The 16960-nt window shown below is 44.5% G+C and carries 16 protein-coding genes and 1 pseudogene; all 17 read right to left on the reverse strand.

The window, feature by feature from the left end; translation table 11 throughout:
* Positions 1-87: pseudogene (locus DESPODRAFT_RS21580) on the reverse strand (hypothetical protein); the annotation flags it as partial.
* A gap of 55 nt (positions 88-142) precedes the next feature.
* Positions 143-523: a toxin-antitoxin system TumE family protein gene (locus DESPODRAFT_RS08325; protein WP_004072838.1), complete on the reverse strand. Its 381-nt coding sequence runs from the start codon at positions 521-523 to the stop codon at positions 143-145.
* Positions 510-806, reverse strand: a complete 297-nt coding sequence (locus DESPODRAFT_RS08330) for a hypothetical protein (protein ID WP_004072839.1) — start codon at positions 804-806, stop codon at positions 510-512. Before DESPODRAFT_RS08330 ends, DESPODRAFT_RS08325 begins: the two co-directional genes overlap by 14 nt.
* Positions 807-856: 50 nt before the next feature.
* Complete coding sequence (gene wecB, locus DESPODRAFT_RS08335) at positions 857-1957, reverse strand: non-hydrolyzing UDP-N-acetylglucosamine 2-epimerase (protein WP_004072840.1); 1101 nt, start codon at positions 1955-1957, stop codon at positions 857-859.
* 10 nt (positions 1958-1967) lie between these two features.
* A complete protein-coding gene (locus tag DESPODRAFT_RS08340) occupies positions 1968-3257 on the reverse strand; it encodes a nucleotide sugar dehydrogenase (RefSeq protein ID WP_004072841.1) in 1290 nt (429 codons plus the stop codon).
* Positions 3241-4125 (reverse strand): XrtA system polysaccharide deacetylase, encoded by an 885-nt coding sequence (locus DESPODRAFT_RS08345; RefSeq protein ID WP_004072842.1) that lies wholly within the window; start codon positions 4123-4125, stop codon positions 3241-3243. The genes DESPODRAFT_RS08340 and DESPODRAFT_RS08345 overlap by 17 nt, the downstream gene beginning before the upstream one ends.
* Positions 4091-4936: an exosortase/archaeosortase family protein gene (locus DESPODRAFT_RS08350; RefSeq protein WP_004072843.1), complete on the reverse strand. Its 846-nt coding sequence runs from the start codon at positions 4934-4936 to the stop codon at positions 4091-4093. Before DESPODRAFT_RS08350 ends, DESPODRAFT_RS08345 begins: the two co-directional genes overlap by 35 nt.
* A 4-nt stretch (positions 4937-4940) precedes the next feature.
* A complete protein-coding gene (locus DESPODRAFT_RS08355) occupies positions 4941-5576 on the reverse strand; it encodes an exosortase C-terminal domain/associated protein EpsI (protein ID WP_004072844.1) in 636 nt (211 codons plus the stop codon).
* Between the two features lie 3 nt (positions 5577-5579).
* Positions 5580-7004 carry an outer membrane beta-barrel protein gene (locus tag DESPODRAFT_RS08360; protein ID WP_004072845.1) on the reverse strand — a complete coding sequence of 475 codons (1425 nt, stop codon included), beginning with the start codon at positions 7002-7004 and terminating at the stop codon, positions 5580-5582.
* 38 nt (positions 7005-7042) lie between these two features.
* Entirely contained in the window at positions 7043-7639 is a 597-nt protein-coding gene (locus DESPODRAFT_RS08365) for a polysaccharide biosynthesis/export family protein (protein WP_004072846.1), read from the reverse strand.
* 167 nt (positions 7640-7806) lie between these two features.
* Positions 7807-9132: a TIGR03013 family XrtA/PEP-CTERM system glycosyltransferase gene (locus DESPODRAFT_RS08370; protein ID WP_245532045.1), complete on the reverse strand. Its 1326-nt coding sequence runs from the start codon at positions 9130-9132 to the stop codon at positions 7807-7809.
* Between the two features lie 91 nt (positions 9133-9223).
* Positions 9224-10078, reverse strand: a complete 855-nt coding sequence (locus DESPODRAFT_RS08375) for a polysaccharide biosynthesis tyrosine autokinase (RefSeq protein WP_004072848.1) — start codon at positions 10076-10078, stop codon at positions 9224-9226.
* Between the two features lie 20 nt (positions 10079-10098).
* Positions 10099-11727 carry a GumC family protein gene (locus DESPODRAFT_RS08380; protein WP_004072849.1) on the reverse strand — a complete coding sequence of 543 codons (1629 nt, stop codon included), beginning with the start codon at positions 11725-11727 and terminating at the stop codon, positions 10099-10101.
* A gap of 514 nt (positions 11728-12241) precedes the next feature.
* Complete coding sequence (locus DESPODRAFT_RS08385) at positions 12242-13282, reverse strand: SDR family oxidoreductase (protein ID WP_004072850.1); 1041 nt, start codon at positions 13280-13282, stop codon at positions 12242-12244.
* Between the two features lie 47 nt (positions 13283-13329).
* Entirely contained in the window at positions 13330-14049 is a 720-nt protein-coding gene (locus tag DESPODRAFT_RS08390; RefSeq protein ID WP_157488450.1) for a CPBP family glutamic-type intramembrane protease, read from the reverse strand.
* Positions 14046-15689, reverse strand: coding sequence for an AAA family ATPase (locus tag DESPODRAFT_RS08395; RefSeq protein WP_004072852.1), 1644 nt, complete (start codon positions 15687-15689; stop codon positions 14046-14048). Before DESPODRAFT_RS08395 ends, DESPODRAFT_RS08390 begins: the two co-directional genes overlap by 4 nt.
* A complete protein-coding gene (locus DESPODRAFT_RS08400) occupies positions 15690-16859 on the reverse strand; it encodes a coiled-coil domain-containing protein (protein WP_004072853.1) in 1170 nt (389 codons plus the stop codon). It abuts the gene before it with no gap.
* Between the last annotated feature and the right edge of the window lie 101 nt (positions 16860-16960).

Below are 16960 nucleotides of genomic sequence, written 5' to 3' on the forward strand. Positions count from 1 at the left end.
GGAATCCGGATGAACTTTTTGTTCTTTAAATTCTATAAACTGATTCTCTCCCTGATTAATCAGTGCTTTGATTTTATGATCCATCATAATTATGCCAAAAAAATTATTCTGTTTTTCAAACTAGAATCATTTTGCCCTCATTCTAACAAAAAGACTCTATAATTTCATCAATCAGATGTTTGGGTTCAGGTGATGAAGCTTCGATAATCTCACCATTTCCCAGATGTTTGTGTTCTTTAAATCCGAGGGGTGGTTTGTGTGTCGCGTTATCGTACCGGAAAATCAACTTTCCATTTTTGTTTTGATATTGGAAAGCATAACTCAATAGACTTATTTTATATTTTGCGGTGATATATGCCCTGATATACAAAATGGTTTCATTGATCAAAAACACTTCAGCATTTATGGCAGCCTGCTTTCCAGGACGAATCTCCTGTTTGAAATCAAAGGATTCAGTAAGACCGAAATCGAGAAGTCTTTCTAATGCCTTTTGAAATTGATCAATATATTCATACAGAGGCATATGTTATGCTTTTTATAGTATTCAAGCGATTTTTTAAATTTGCAAAATGTTTGTATTCTCCGACCCATGTTATATATTCCATATCTTTGCCTTCCAGATCTTCAGCAGTCCACTTTTCAATAAAATTTTCGGACGAGGTATTATACTTTTTTTCAAATGCTGTAAGTCTTTTTTGTATAAGGCTGAGGCTATACTTTATTCTGGAGGCTTCAATTTTTAAAGTTTCAGATAAAACCTCATGCGCCTCCTCAGGATAATCTGTTTTGACTATTATTTCCGCCATTGATTTTTCCTTTTCATATTTAGAATTGCTGTTATTGAGTACCTTGCGGATCAATGGTAATGAGCTAGAAGAATATCCGTAATCCGATCTGATGCCCTGCCGTCCCAGAGGTCGGGTTTTTGGCCGGTTCGCCAGTTGCCGGCCATAATTTTTTCAAAAGCATCAAAAATTTTATGCTCTGATGTACCGACAAGCTCGTTTGTTCCTTGGGTGATGGTGATGGGACGTTCTGTATTTTCCCGGATGGTCAGACAGGGAATCCCCAGAGCAGTCGTCTCTTCCTGAAGTCCACCGGAATCCGTCAGGGCTAATTTTGCGTCTTTCCACAGGTTTAGAAACGCCATGTATGACAGTGGCGGTGTCAGCGTTATGGTCTCAGGAGGCTGGATGCCAAAGGCTTCCATATTTTTTTGAGTTCTTGGGTGGATGGGGAAAATTAAAGGCAATCTTTTAGATATCTGGTCAAGGGTTTTGAAAATTCGTATCAGGGTTGGTTTGTCATCCACGTTGGAAGGTCGGTGTAACGTTACGACACCGTACTCGGTGTGGCCGGATTTATAGTCGTTGTGCTTGAGGACGCTTGAATCCATTTTTTCCAGTTGAGAGAGCTGGTAAAAGAGATTATCGATCATAACATGGCCGACAAAATGAATGCAGGATTCCGGCTTTCCCTCTTTTTTCAGATTGGTCATACCCTGTTCTTCCGTGACGAAAAAGATATCTGAAATGGCATCGGTAACCATGCGGTTAATCTCTTCGGGCATGTCAAGGTCAAAGCTGCGGAGACCTGCCTCCACATGGGCGACTTTGATGTGCATCTTTTTGGCTACGACGGAGCAGGCCAGCGTGGAGTTCACATCGCCCACGACCATGACAAGATCGGGCCTCTCCTGTTCGCATACGGCCTCGAATTCAACCATTATTTTTGCGGTTTGCCGGGCGTGAGAACCTCCGCCTGCCCCTAAATGGTAATCAGGGTTGCGGATGCCCAGCTCCTCAAAAAAGATGTCGCTCATGTTGGCGTCATAATGCTGGCCTGTATGGACAATTTTATAGGCAATATGATCTGCCCGGCTGTCAAAGGCCCGGGCAATCGGGGCTATTTTCATAAAATTAGGCCGGGCCCCGGCAATGAGCATCACTTTTATCATAAATTCCACCCTACAGACGCCAGAACGGAATACCGGCCTGTTTAACCTGGTCGGCGTCCAGCATGCTTTTAACATCAATCAGGGCACCCATTGAATTCAATTTATCGGTAAACGAATTTAAGGGCTTATTTCTGTAACAATTATGGGGAACGGCCAGTATTAATGCTCCCAGGTCCGTAAGTTCCTCCCATGGCTTAAGCTCGACATTGTAGTATGCCTTGGCTTCTTCCGGATTGGCCATGGGGTCGTGAACCAGAATCTGACATTCGTATGATTTCAGCTCATTGATGATGTCCATAACCCGGGTATTTCTTAAATCCGGACAGTCCTCCTTGAAGGTAAGTCCGAGGATCCCGACCCTGGCGCCTTTAACGGGCTGGGAAGCCGAAATCATCATTTTAATGGTTTTTTCCACTACAAATTTGCCCATGTTGTCGTTGATCCTTCTGCCTGCAAGGATGACTTCGGGATGATATCCTTCACTCTGGGCCTTGTATGTCAGGTAATAGGGATCTACGCCTATGCAGTGCCCGCCAACCAGACCGGGAAAAAATTTGAGAAAGTTCCATTTGGAACCCGCAGCCTCCAGGACATTTTTCGTGTCAATGCCCAACCGGTCGAATATCAGGGCCAACTCATTCATCAATGCAATGTTCAGATCCCGCTGGGTATTTTCAATGACTTTGGCGGCTTCGGCTTCCTTAATCGTCTTTGTCCGGTGTACACCGGCCTTTACAATGGATTCATATAGGGCCGCCACTTTTTCAAGGGTATCTTCATCGTCGCCGGAGACCACCTTAACTATCTTTGTCAGGGTATGTTCCTTATCACCCGGATTTATTCTTTCCGGGGAATATCCCACATGAAAATCCTTTTTCCAGGTCATGCCGGACTCTTTTTCCAGAATGGGCACACAGATCTCTTCAGTGACGCCTGGATATACTGTGGATTCAAACACGACAATGCAGCCCTGTTTCATCACTTTTCCCACTGTACGGGATGCACTTTCAACCGGGTAAAGATCAGGCTGCCTTGCATTGTCTATGGGTGTGGGAACAGCCACAACAATGATATCGGCCTCTGACATGCGCCCCGGGTCCGTCGTTGGTGTAAAATATGCGGCATTTTCAAATTCTTCTTTTGAAACTTCGCCGGTGGGATCTTTGTGGGCCAGGCTATTGTCCACAATGGACTGTTTTAAATCAAACCCGATGGTCTGGTATTTTGTACCAAAATGTACGGCTAAGGGCAGGCCGACATATCCTAACCCAACAACTGCTATTTTAATGTCTTTTATCAATTTGTATTGTCCTCATTGTATCCAGATAATTTTTGCAGGTAAGAAAATAAGCATCTGAGAACGCGCAAATCATCCGTTTTAATTTACTTTCTGTTCTGTTCAGGTTGATATAGTGCCTGAATTTGAATCCCCGGGATGCCTGATGGACTCTTGGCTGATTTGGATCAAATTCCCATGGATGGGCATAAAAAACAAAAGCGTTGTTTTTTTTCAGGACACGGGTTATGCCTTGCTTGAAAATAGAGGTGGGATACAATCTGAAGTATCCGCCGCCACCCAATGGAAGGGTTGTTCTGCCCAGATGCAGGTTGCTGATCGGCAGTTCGAAAAAACGGGTAGCCAGTTGGTAGCTTCCGCCGCGCTTTATGGATTTTGACAGATCTATGCTGCCGTATCTGCCATGGGCGGAAAAGGAGTTATAACTGGAATCGTACAAATAGCCGGCCTGTTTGATCTTTTCCAGAATCTGGTCGTTAACGGCAAAGCTTGGGGCGCGATATCCATAAACAGCCTGGCCTGTTATATCTTCGAGGCGTTTTTTACTGGTCAAAAGATCCCGGGTCAACTGATTTTTATTTAGAGCCGTACACAGGTGGTGGTTGTCTCCGTGGGAGGCCACCTCATGGCCTCTGTCTCTGATCTGTCTGACCAAAGCAGGCAGTCTTTCTGCAATCCAGCCAAGAATAAAAAAGGTGGCTCTGGGTTTAAAAGAAAAGGTGTCCAGCAGGTCCAGGATCAGATGGGTATTCTTTTCCACCCGGGGTTCCAAAGAATTCCAGGTTGAAAAGTCAATATACGACTTGAAATTTTCCACCTGAAACCACTCTTCTACATCAATTGTCAGAAGTATTGCGGGCTTTTTTGCCAATTTTCGTCAACAAAATAAATAGAAGATAAACCAGAACAAGGCCTGTGCCAAAGACGATTAAGCCGGACATGTCATGAAGAAATCCATGGGCGGCTTCCGGGCCCACCCAGGCAGCCAGCATGCCGGTAATGGTCAACCGGACAACATTCGTGGCCACGGCGATGGGAACGGCAGATAAAAATAGCACCCATTTTTTCCATTGGCTGACATGGGATAAAAATGCAAATGCTCCGGTCAGGGCCAGCAGTGATGTCAATGACCGAATTCCCGAGCAGGCATCCACCACTTCCAGGGAGGTATTGGCCAGGTGAAGGATATTGCCCTCCCTGAACACCGGAATGCCCACCATGCTGATGGTTTCAGATGAAATTCGGGCAGCAAAAAGTTGAAGGGGGAAAGCGATTTTATTCCAGATAATGGCTGGAATGGGGATCATCATGATCAGGTAGCTCAGCGGGACAATAAGCGCTTTGAGCATGGCCGTCCCAAAGCTGAACGCGATGATGCCGGCCAGAGTGATGATCATGGATGTCCGCATTAAAAACAATTCTGCGCCAAGATTTCCCGCAATATATACCATCATGCCGAAAATAATGATAAAAATACCTGATATTGACGATTTGCATGGGATCTGGCGCAGGTGGTTCTGGCGATACCAGACCATATACCCGGCAACAAAGGGAATGAGAAATCCATGGGAAAAATTGGGGTCAATAAACCAGTCCCCTATGAGATCCTTTAACGTCGACCAGTAGAGGAAGGTAAATGTGGCGGCAATCAACAGAATCTGAATTATGTGCTTTGATTTCATGAAGTTAATTTGGAATAAATTGATTGAGGGTAGGGTAAACCTCATCTGCAAATTGCGTCAAAAGCACCTCGGTCTCTGTTTCATTTTTTATCACCGGCGCAATCAGGCGCACAAAAGAGCCGTCCGTGCGGTTTTTTGTGATTGAATCCAGCACGAGCCAGATTTTCTGCATATATTCTGAACTGATAATCCGCCCCCGGGAGTGGAACCAGTAATATACCACCTGCTTTTGCCCATCTTTGTTCAGCAGAAGTCGGGCTATTTTTATTGTTTTACCGCTCTTGGGTAAGTCAATCGGAATAACAGAGCTTTGGACAATATTCCACCCTGCACCAGGCATGCAGTTTTTGGGTGAATGGATCAAATCGCCTTTACTCTGGCTTTGATAGAATCCCACATAAATATTCACCGCCTGGCCCGGGCCTTTGCTGAAGTTCGCCATGATATAGTCTTCAACCCCCAGGATATTGTACACCTTTTCATCCATTTGACTGGATACACCCAGCCAGGGGCCAAGCTCAAGGGGAAATTGACTGAAGGGGCGGTTCGGTTTGATACGCTCTGAGTGTGAAAACAGCGTTGTCAGGCCGGCGGCCGAAATAAGAAGGATTACGATAATGGCGGTATGTTTGGGTGACATTTTTTAATCAAATATTGCTTTTTCAAGGCTTATTCTGGACAACACCTTATCCGGTCGGATAGGCCGTTCCGGAATAAAACGAACAAAAACGGAGATGGTATTTTCTTCGTAATTCTCTCTTGAGGCATCATTTGTTTTGAAATTTGTGTGAGTGGCATCGGCACTTACCTGGAGCCATCTCAACGGATTCCATGTCAGGCCGCCGCCGATCTCGTAGGTGTCGTCCTGGCGGTTTGTGGTGTCCTTGAACTGCTGAAGCTCGTAAGAACCAAACAGATTGGAGGAGAGACGCCTTGCAAGCATATAGCTTAAGTAAAATCCTGCCTGGTAGCTTATATTGTAGCCCAGACTTGCAGCCTCCTCATCAGATTCTTCATATGAACTGCTGCCGGTGAGGTACAGCGACCCTTTTGGACTGAAATTAAAAATTTTGTAGACATTGAGATCCAAAAACGGGTCTGTTGAATCCTCATTGTTGTTATCCCATTCATTGAAAAGAATGCCGACCCCTATTGAGACGCCTGAGTCCTCTGTTATATCCCAGTCAACACCCACGGAAGGATGATAAATGACATGATTTCCATCCTCCCTGTCAGACATGTAATGGCGGTATTTGACATAGCCATCAAAATGCCGGGTAATTTTTCGAATGTACCGAATATCCCCTGCAATAGTCTCATAATCATTACCGGTAGTCATCTCAAACTTTTTGCCTTCATATTCCAGATTGGTTCCAACGCCGTCCTTCCGGGTAAACCAGTAAGTTAAAAAGGCGCTGGGTTCATAGCTTTCATATTCATCGGCGTCCGAATTTTGATAATTATCTGTTTCGTAGGAGAAATCTGCCCCCATACTGTTCTGAGGGCCAAATGCCTTACGGATGGAAGCACTGGTAGTATGCGTCTGGTGTTCCTTGTAATCACCGGTTCTGAGCTGCTGGTCAAAGCTGTTTGAATAGTCATAGGCAAGGGATGTTTTAACTGTTTTTGTTAACTGGCTGTCAACAGATGCACTTGCAGAATGCTCCCAGGACTCTCCGGTATTGTTTTCGTCATGCCCGTCATAACTGATATCTGCCGTGGCAGTCGTATGTTTTGTGGCCTGAAAGGCAGCAGACAAGCCGGCGTTGTGATCCAGGCCGTCCCGTTCATTCAGATTTTTATAATCCGTATACTCCGGATTGTATTCCAGGTAAATTTTGCTTCTTTTGTTTAAAAACCCCACGGAAAATCCAAGCTCATAGGACGTGGTCCACTCTTCAAACGTGTCGCTCCCGGTTTGAAAATAGTTGTCCGTATACTCCTCTGTGACTGTCAGCGTCGGTACAATCTGGGTAACCATCCTGGCCTGGACAAATGGAACCTGCACCACAAGACAGATCGCAGCAGCCCAAAAACATGCATGGAGAGTTATCATGGACAATTTCATGAGATCATACCTCCCGCTTTGTTGAAAATATCGCAAGATCAGGGAACGATAATGATATCGTCGGCCTTGAGCTGAATATCATTTGCCAGCTCACCGTCCGTAATATCGTCGTAATCAATTTTGATCATCTGTTCCTTTCCGTTTTCCCTGCGTACCAGGATGATCTCATCCTTGGATGCCCATTCAGTAAATCCTTTGGCCAAAGCAAACGCCTGTACAACGGTCAGCTTTTTAACTAAAGGATATTCACCTACACCCATTACTTCACCAAGTATGTAATATTTCTGGCTTCCCGGGTCTGCCAGCGTGACGGTGACTGTTGGTGCTTCTACAAACTCAGCCAACCGAGTCTCAATTATTTTTTTCAATTCCATTGTGGAGCGGCCTTCAGCCTGGATATCATCCAGCAGAGGAATGGTGATTTTACCGTCATTGCGGACAAATACGTTTTCAAATGTCAAATCTGCTTCCTTCCATGTTGTGACTCGCAGGACATCTCCAACGCCAATTTTATAATCTTTGTTGGTGGATACCTGAGTGCTGTCTGCCGCAACAGCTACTGCCAGACAAACACAGGCGGTACACAACACAAAAAAGGAACCCAAAAACCATTTTATTGAATTAATTTTAAACATAGCTCCGCCCCCTCGATTACATCGATTAATCTCTTTTTGAAATCTGTATATATCACAGATTCGCTAAATTTTATGACCCATTAAAACTAAAGACACCAGCAATGCACGGCTAAAATGGCCGCCGCAGGCGCTTCGCCCTCTTGTATCTTGCTTTATGTAAATCTTGCTTACCTTGCACCTTTGCCGAAAAGAACGGTCTTAACGGTTTTTAAAAGGATGACCATATCCAGGGCAAAGGACATATTTTTTATATAAAAAAGATCATAATTGAGTTTTTCCACGGCATCTTCAACGGTTGCTCCGTAATCATAACAGACTTGAGCCCAGCCCGTGAGCCCTGGCTTTACATTAAATCGCTGGGCGTAAAAAGGAATTTGTTTTTCCAGCTGATCCGTAAAAAATTTGCGTTCGGGACGTGGCCCCACAAGACTCATGGTGCCCCTGAGGACCTCCCATAACTGGGGCAGTTCATCTATCCTGTATTTCCGTATGACGCGTCCCACCCGTGTGATGCGGTTATCGTTATTACCGGCCCATACCGGACCTGTTAATTTTTCAGCATCCTGCACCATGGAACGGAATTTATGCATCATATATTCTTTTTTACCACCGCCAACCCGGTCCTGGGCAAAAAAAACAGGCCCTTTTGAATCCATCTTGATCAGAATGGCCACTATTATCAACAAAGGAGAAAGAAGTATCAGAAGGAGTGAAGCCAAAATGATATCCTGCATCCGCTTCATAGCCGCTTTAAACAGTGATTTATGGAACCCCTTGGAAAAAATCAACCATGAGGGCTCTATCTCTCGAACCAAGACCTTTCCGGTCAGCATTTCATAGAAAGCGCTGCCTGAAATGATATCAATACCGTCGGTCCTACAGTTAATCAGCTCCTGGGTTGGAAATCGTCCTCTTTTTTCCTTAAATGCCACAATAATTTTGTTTATGCCATATATTTTTGAAATTTCGCCAAGCGTTTTATCCTTTTGCTTCACCACCAAATTTTCAGGCAGTCTATCTGTTTCCTTGTCAGGTTCATCAGGAATAACAGCACAAACTGTATAGCCGCAGTCTATGGTTCTCGTGATTTTTTTATAAATATCCTTGGCCAGCTTGCTGGAACCAAGAATAATAATACGATGGTTAAACATCCCTTTGTTAAGAATATGAAGATAGCCGATCCGCCAGAATATGATGAAAAAAATCAGAAAACATACGCTTAAGATATAAATTTTCTGATCTATAATCACCAGAGGGAAAAGAAAATAGACGCCGGCCAGGAAGATAGAAGCAACCCCCAGTGATTGTAGCAGGCGGATTATAATTTCCGGGATCTGTGAAGCAATGTCAAAATCATAAAGGTCATTGTAATACAAGCAGGTTTGTAAAATAGCAGTGATCAGAAATATTCTTAAAATCAACATCAGATCAAACCAGTATGAATTGGAAACGGTTAAAATGGCTGTTGATAAAAGAAAACAACTGAAAATCACGCATCCTTCCAGAAAAAAAAACAACATGTTTCTGATAGGGAAATATTGGCGCAAAATACTGAGCATTTTTTTAAGGAAGCTCCCGGTTTAATCAACGCTGCTGATGATATCCGTATCCATAACCACTTTTATGATAACCATAACCATATCCAATCGTTTTTTTTGAGAAATTCGTTACAACCCCCAATACCTTTTCACGGCCGTAAATATCCAGAATGTCTAAAACCTCTTTGATTCGTGTTTTTCCATGGCGGATAACTAAAATAATGCCATCTACAAACCGGGCAATGGCATTGGTTTCTGATGTGATATAAGGAGGCGAAGTATCAATAATGATGTATCTGTCATTATAACGCAGTTTGACCTCATGGAGCAGGCGGCGCATCTGGTCAGAAGACAAAAGTTCTGACGGATTAGGCGGAATCTGCCCTGCGGGCAGAATAGTCAATTTGTTTACAGACGATTTTTTAAGAACCGAAGACAAAGGTATGTTCTTTGCCAAGTAATCGCTCAAGCCCTGCTCTTTACCGCTATAGCCAAAAGATGTATGAATCGTCGGTGACCTGAGATCACAGTCCATGAGAAGAACATATTCATCAATACTTTGGGCTATGCTTACGGCAAGATTGGCTGCCACAAAGGATTTGCCTTCATGTGGAGAGGCGCTTGTCACCATGATCGTTTTAGGCGGGGTTCCTTTTTCAGGGAACAAAATATTGTTTTTTAACAGCCGGAATTGTTCCGAAACAGGCGAATGAGGGTCGGAGGCTGTGACAAGAGCTGAATCTGTCCGCCTGGAACCGGATTGAGTTACCTCGTCTGATTGTTTATAAACCTGGCTGTCTGGATTATCACAGACCAAAGCTGTGTCATCTCTTAATTCAGATTCTTTTTCCGCTGTTACCTTATTTCCTGCTTTTTCCAGCGCCTTAAATATCTTTCCCAAAACCTTATTATACTCCGGTATTATAAATTGAGTGTGGTTTTTATAAAATTCATTGTTCGGTCCAGGCCTTTATGATTCAATATTGCAAAAAATGCCAGAAACACGGCACTATAGCTGCAGCAACAGATGAACATGGCCCATTCAATTTTTTTCTTTGTCCTGCCGTTCGGTTTTTCCAGCGGGGGAATTGATGCCAAAATAGGCAGCCCTAGCAGGGTGTCAATCTGATCATCCCGCCGGATGACAGAGAAGGTGAGCAACTCCTTTAAAAAAAGTATACCTCCGCCCAATCCAAGGCCCCCGGCGATGGATAATAAAAACATCAGTTTAACATTCGGAGAGATCGGCTTTTCCGGCAGGCGGGCATGATCCAGTATCCGGAACTGCTCCCCTTTTTGTTTTTTTTCCATGTTGACGGACAATTCGGCTTCCAGCTTTCTGTCCAAAATAGAGTTGTACACGTTCTGAATATTGCTGTAGTCGCGTGTAAGTGATTGGAGTTCCAGTTCTCGTTTGGGCGTATCTTCAACGCGCTGCGCATAAATTTTCATTTTTTCCTGAATTGCTGAGACCTCAGCTTGAATATTATTCGCCTCCGCGACAAGTTGAGCGCGCTGCGCCTTCAACGGTGCCACAGGATCCATTCCCATGTCCGGCAGAATATCTTCCTCTGACTCGGCTGAGGGTAGTTCCTCCTCTTCCTTTGCAGCTTCCAGATTTTGCTTTAATTTCTCTATAATTCTTTTTAATTTTTTGACATCCGGATGCTTTTCAGTATATCGAAGCAAAAGCGCATCGTATTTTTCTTGAGCAGCCTGGAGAGCAGAATCATCGCCTTCCTGGGAGTCATCAAAATCAAAACTTAGAAAATCATCTCCACCACTGCCGGAACCGCCTGTCGCAGCCATGGATGAAATCTGGGAATCAAGTTGACTAATGGAATTATTCACTTCCCTTAAAAGCATTGCTTTATCAGTGACCTGCTTTTGCATGCGATCCAAAGTGCGTAAATTAGATTCCAATTCATCAGGTAACCCGCCAAGATACTTTGCCCTGAACGCCGCAAGTTTCTGCTCTTTTTCCTCAAGCCGTTTTTTGGTTTTCTCTAACTCTGAGTCAAGGAATTCACTGGTTCCTATGGCCTGGGCCTCCCGGACTTTGAGGTTCTCATCCATAAAATATGAGGCCAGCGTATTGGCAATGCGCATTACCCGCTGTGGCTCACTGCCGGTGAAAGAGATGGAAAAGGCTTCTGAACCTCCCCTGGAATGTTCAATTTTAACCTTTATCCGTTTTCTCAACGCCTCTATTTTCTCTTCCTGGTACATACCGCTACTATTTTCGTACAGCCCGAACTGTTCAATAATCTGCTCAAGATTGCTTCGGCTGAGAACCTGCTGGGATATGGTGCTGATCCGCTCGCCGATACTCGAAGAGACAACAGATTTTATATAGTTGATGGGAACCCGCTGGGGCTGAACAAGGATCATTGTGCCGGCCTCGTAGGTTTTATTGGCAGTCAGTGTCATCCCAAGTCCCAATGTCAAGGAAATGCACAAAGGAACAATCAAGAACCAGCGTCCCCGGATAAGGACATCAATAATATAATCTGGTTTAATTTGAGTCTGCGACTGAAATGGGTCTGCCATATTCATTCCTGAGTAAAACTGAAAGTATTTGTATCATAAAAGGGAAAATCAATATTTATCAGGTCCTGTTTTTTTGTCAATATTTTATTGTGCATAAAAGCCTTTCATAACAGTGAAACCTTTAAACAACGAACAAACACCAATTGCAAAAGCAATTATGGTGCCACATTTAATTTTTTACTAAAATAATAATTATGGAAATTTTAAACGCCTTGAAATCAAACACTCTTTTTTCATCTAAAATAAAGCTTGTTAAATTTTAAAATTTTCCACGGAGGGGGATTCACAAATTAAAATGATTAAAAAAGTCATAAAATATGAAAAAAAAGTAATAATTATGGATGATTTTTTCGTACCCAACTGTTTGAGTCCAGTTGATTACCCTTTTAGGGGGATACAATACGGGCGTCTCAGGAGGGCGGATTCTTTATTTTTACCCGGTACAAAGGATCCCCAATAAGCACCTGTTTCCAGGACAGATATGGCAGACTGACCAGATAAGATTCGGCCAAGGTCAGTTTTCCCCGGGCCAGAACATCAAATGGTTCATGTACCAGCGGGCTGCCATATCAAGACCGGCATGAACCGAGTACTGCGGGCTGTATCCCAGAAGATCCCGGGCCTTGGATATATCTGCCAGGGAATGGCGAACATCTCCCGGCCTGAAATCCCTGTATTCCGGCATTACACCGGCGCGGTCCGGCAGTGCGTCGGCCACACGGTCACGGATTAAAGAAAACAGCTGATTTAACGTGGTGCGCTGACCAAATGCAACATTGTATACCTGGTCGGCGGCGTCATCCCCGGCTGTTGCCGCCAGCAGATTGGCCTGAACACAATTATCGATGAAACAAAAATCCCGGCTGGTTTCACCGTCCCCATTTATATACACCGTGCTTTTACGGATCAATGCACCAAACCATAAAGGAATTACTGCGGCATAGGCCCCGTTAGGGTCCTGGCGGCGGCCGAATACATTAAAATACCGAAGCCCGATGCTTTTAAACCCGTAGGTGGAAGCAAACACCCGGGCGTAGAGTTCATTGACCAGTTTTGTCACGGCATAGGGGGAAAGAGGATTGCCGATATTTTCCTCTTTTTTGGGAAGTGTTGGATGGTCTCCATAGGTGGAACTTGACGCAGCATATACAAACCGCTTTACACCTGCGTCCCGGGCGGCGGTCAGCATATTTAAAAAGCCTGTAATATTATTTTCATTGGTGGTCAAGGGATCGGCAACAGACCGGGGAACAGAGCCCAAAGCAGCCTGGTGAAGTACATAATCCTGCCCTTTGCAAACCGTCGCGCAGGTGCCGGCATGGGTGATGTCCCCTTCAATAAAAAAAAATTTCTGCCATGCCTCAGGACCCACTGCTTCTTTGACCTGGTCCAGATTATGCTGAAATCCTGTGGAAAAATTATCCAGGCCGGTCACGGTCTGCCCTAAATTAAGCAGGGTTTCCAGAAGATTGGAGCCAATGAAGCCCGCGCATCCGGTGACCAGCCAGGAACGAGGATTCTCTTTTAAATTCTGTTGTATTAATGTGAAATGCATATGGATGTTCCTATATGTTTTACAGGTGTTGCTCGCAACCCCCAAATTTACCACAACTCCCAATGCCCGAAGTAATATACATAAAGGGCCAGCCCGATATTGGTTACCCCGTGGGCAACAATGCAGGAGATCAGATCTTTTCTCAATATCCACAAAAGGGCCATGAGTAAGCCGTAGGCGATCGCTGCAGGCCATTCGCCAACTATATGGCCCGCAGCAAAAATAGTCGTTGAAATCACAATGGCGTAAACACTCCACTGCCCGGGTGCCACATCAAAAAGAGTGGCATTATCCAGCGCTGCAGAAAAGGCGTTGGGCGTTTTTTGTCTGCGCAGAAGATCCCATTGCAGGGCAACCCGGAAGACGAATCCGCGCATGAACAACTCTTCAAAAACCGGTACCACAAAACCCGCTGTCACAAGCCTTAGGTAAAATGAGAGATCAGACCAGGGCGCCCCATCCTTGGGGTTCGTAAACGGGGCATATAAACCGCACCACACCACCAGCCCAATGATTCCGAAAAGGATTCCCCACAAACAGGATGCCCATTTATTTTTAGGGCCGGTTAAAGGCGCGTACCATTTCCAGGCCCAGATCAAAAGCCCGGGCACAATCACCAGTTTCATTATATATATGATTTCTTCGGGCAGCTTGTTATGCAGAACGGAAGAAAGCGCCACATACGCGAAATACGGTGCTGCATAGGGAATCAGCAGATCCATGTTTTTCCATTTTTCCCGGGAACAGGCCGTGTTGGATGTATTCACTGGAATTCAATCACCTCTATTTCAACCCTGCGGTTCATCATCCGGCCCCATGCCGTATCATCGTTTTCAATGGGATCCTGTCCGCCTCTGCCCTGGATTTTCATCTGATAGCTTTTGACCCCAACCCCCAGAAGAAAACTTCTCACAATGTTGGCCCTGAATTCGGATAATTTTACATTATACGTGCCATTCTCCATAGTATCTGTATATCCGGTAATGAGAATTTTTGAATTCGGATGAATAACCAGGGCTTTTGAAAGCGCTTCAAGCTTTTTAAGGTCTGTTTCAATAAGGTCACTGCCGTTATACTTAAAGCGGACGGTAATTTTCTCCCTTGGAAGTAGGGCCGGGGAACTATTTGATTCAGGTGATAGCTCTGTTTCAGGGGGGGCAATGGCAAACATGAGTTCTTCGGGATTTTCAGTCTGGCCCTGGACTTTTTTTTCAAAGACGGCCCTTGGATTGGGAGAATCCGGGTTATCCGGGTGTTCAATATTCCGGACAACGGCCTGATTTTCCGGCTGGATAGTTTGATCTGTTTTTTGCTCTTGTATCAGTTCCTGGTTTTTATTGAATTGCTCTTTTACCTGGGAAAGCGTGGAAAAAAAATGGTCCGGGAACATAAAGTACCAGGCAAAAATAAAAAAGCAGATTAATATTACCAGATTTCCCCCTGGGAATCGCTGTTTTTGTGGTTGTGGAACTTGGGGGGGCGGCGGCGGCACAGGCGGATGGTGTTCAAAAGCCCTGGCAGACAGCTTTTTCCGGGGATTGTTTTTATTTCCAGGGTAGGTGTCGGGCTCAAATGGCCCATTGATGTCACGGTTGCTGACATGGGCCGGAATTTTCAGTTCTTTTGCGCACTCCTTTACAATGCCTGCATCAATGATCCGTTGATCCCTGACGAATCCGGACAACAGGGAATGATCGCATAAGATATTGATGCGTCTTGGAAATCCGCCTGAATATAGAAAAATCTCCTGAACCGCATCCCGGTCAAACAGCCGTTCCTGTGTGCCTGCTACCTTGAGCCGGTGGCGGATATATTCATCCACCTCCTCCGGGGTCAAGGGGTTCAGGTTGTAGTTGAGGGTCATTCGCTGGAGTACCGCCCTGTTCTGGGGCCTGTTCAAAATTTCATTGAATTCGTTTTGTCCGATGAAAAAAATATTTATCAGTTTTGCATCCGGCTTTTCAATATTTGACAGCAGGCGAATCTCTTCAAGCATTTCCTGGGTGAGCAGTTGGGCTTCGTCAATGATGAGCAGCACCTTTTTATTTTTTTCACTGGCGCTGAGAAGAAAGTTTTTAAAATGGGCAAGAAATGCACCCTTGGATGTAAATTCCCGGTCTATGCCGAAGGATGCGGCAATATAATTAAAAAAATCAAGTTTAATCAGGCTCGGATCCGGGACAGCGGTGTAGATGATATCCTGTTCCAGGCTCTGAATTAATGCGTTGATCAGGGATGTCTTGCCTGTTCCCACATCCCCGGTTAAAAGCAGGAACCCCTTGTTGTCCAGGATGCCGTATTTAAGGGTGGCAAGGGCTTCCTTGTGCTTTTCCCCAAACCACATAAATGCGGGATCGCAGCTGATCTGGAAGGGGGCGAACTTGAGATTGTAAAATTCATTGTACATTTATAAATTATGGAGATACTCCATATCCCTGGGCTGGGTATGTTTTGTTCCGATCATCACCACCTGGGTTTTGTTGGGATGATTCATAAAATAAAGCCTGCCTGTATATGCAAACAACACTTCAAAACAGCTGGCTTTGTGTTTTTTGCCAGAAAACACCTTCCGTTTCACAATTACCGATCCCGGGTCCCGGTCTAGCTGGTAAATTGTTTCTTCCGCTTTTATCTGCAACTCTTCGGTCAGGTTCATAAATCCGTCTAAGGCTTTTCTGCTCACGTCAACATTCTTGTACAGGGTTCCGAAACGTTTGGATATAAAATCAAACTCGCTTCGTCCTGACTTTGCAGCGCTTTTTCTTTGTTCATATTTTTCAAGGCTTGATTTGAGTTCATTGATCTCAACGTCCCGTCGCTTCTTTAATTCAATATATGTGTTGAGCCGGTCTTCAAGGCTGACGATCTCGTTAAACATTTCATCTTCATTGATCTTTGCCTTTTTTTGTTCCGACTGGTATTTTTTATCTAATTGTTTTATATGCTTAAACAGTTCCACCCGTTCTCTGTTCAGTTCTTCCACCAGCTTTTCATGGCGTATTTCATCTTCTTTTAAATCCTGTTTCAAGTTGTGGATCAAGGCGTTTTTAGCGTCTCTTTCCTCTTTAGCTCTTTTGCTGCCCTGTCTATAAAACACAAAAAAGATTAAAAGAGACATACCGGAATAAAGGGCAAAGATAAAGTTTGCAAGAAATGATCCGTGATCCAGATGCAGAACGGTATTCACCTTGAGTCCGGAATTAAGTATTGCAAAGTTTTTATCTGCAACCGCCTGGGCATCGTAGTAGCCCAGTGAATCATCCTCAAATTCGTCGGTTCCCACGTAGATGGGATAAATAATTTTCCCCCGGCTGTCTGTCACCTGTACTTCCAGGTCAAATCGTGCCATCCGGATCAGGGTGTCCCGGTTTAAAATGGTCTGGATATTTTTTGCTATCCGGTCTTCAATGGGTACCGATCCGTTTAAAAGGTCACTGGAATTTCCGATAAACCCGTTTTCTATTTTTGAAAGATATTTTTTTTCCAGATAGTCCCGGCAGCCCGCAAGGGTAATTGTATACAAAATCGGGGTGATGACCAGGCAGAATACAACAACTTTAAAAGGAAAATATTTCATAGCGCCAAGATGTACTGCCCTGCTGCATCAGACAGCATCAACAGCCGGCCGAAGGAATGGTGATATCCTAGTAGCTTTCTTTTTTGAATACATTGTTTTCT

This window comes from Desulfobacter postgatei 2ac9 (genome assembly GCF_000233695.2).
Lineage (GTDB): Bacteria > Desulfobacterota > Desulfobacteria > Desulfobacterales > Desulfobacteraceae > Desulfobacter > Desulfobacter postgatei.

What these genes read in the sequence shown, in the direction of transcription:
- wecB (WP_004072840.1), bottom strand. Translation starts at nt 1,957, where the DNA reads ATGATAAAAGTGATGCTCATTGCCGGGGCCCGGCCTAATTTTATGAAA.
- DESPODRAFT_RS08385 (WP_004072850.1), bottom strand. Translation starts at nt 13,282, where the DNA reads ATGCATTTCACATTAATACAACAGAATTTAAAAGAGAATCCTCGTTCC.
- DESPODRAFT_RS08365 (WP_004072846.1), bottom strand. Translation starts at nt 7,639, where the DNA reads ATGTTTAAAATTAATTCAATAAAATGGTTTTTGGGTTCCTTTTTTGTG.
- DESPODRAFT_RS08325 (WP_004072838.1), bottom strand. Translation starts at nt 523, where the DNA reads ATGCCTCTGTATGAATATATTGATCAATTTCAAAAGGCATTAGAAAGA.
- DESPODRAFT_RS08355 (WP_004072844.1), bottom strand. Translation starts at nt 5,576, where the DNA reads ATGTCACCCAAACATACCGCCATTATCGTAATCCTTCTTATTTCGGCC.
- DESPODRAFT_RS08400 (WP_004072853.1), bottom strand. Translation starts at nt 16,859, where the DNA reads ATGAAATATTTTCCTTTTAAAGTTGTTGTATTCTGCCTGGTCATCACC.
- DESPODRAFT_RS08395 (WP_004072852.1), bottom strand. Translation starts at nt 15,689, where the DNA reads ATGTACAATGAATTTTACAATCTCAAGTTCGCCCCCTTCCAGATCAGC.
- DESPODRAFT_RS08350 (WP_004072843.1), bottom strand. Translation starts at nt 4,936, where the DNA reads ATGAAATCAAAGCACATAATTCAGATTCTGTTGATTGCCGCCACATTT.
- DESPODRAFT_RS08330 (WP_004072839.1), bottom strand. Translation starts at nt 806, where the DNA reads ATGGCGGAAATAATAGTCAAAACAGATTATCCTGAGGAGGCGCATGAG.
- DESPODRAFT_RS08380 (WP_004072849.1), bottom strand. Translation starts at nt 11,727, where the DNA reads ATGGCAGACCCATTTCAGTCGCAGACTCAAATTAAACCAGATTATATT.
- DESPODRAFT_RS08360 (WP_004072845.1), bottom strand. Translation starts at nt 7,004, where the DNA reads ATGAAATTGTCCATGATAACTCTCCATGCATGTTTTTGGGCTGCTGCG.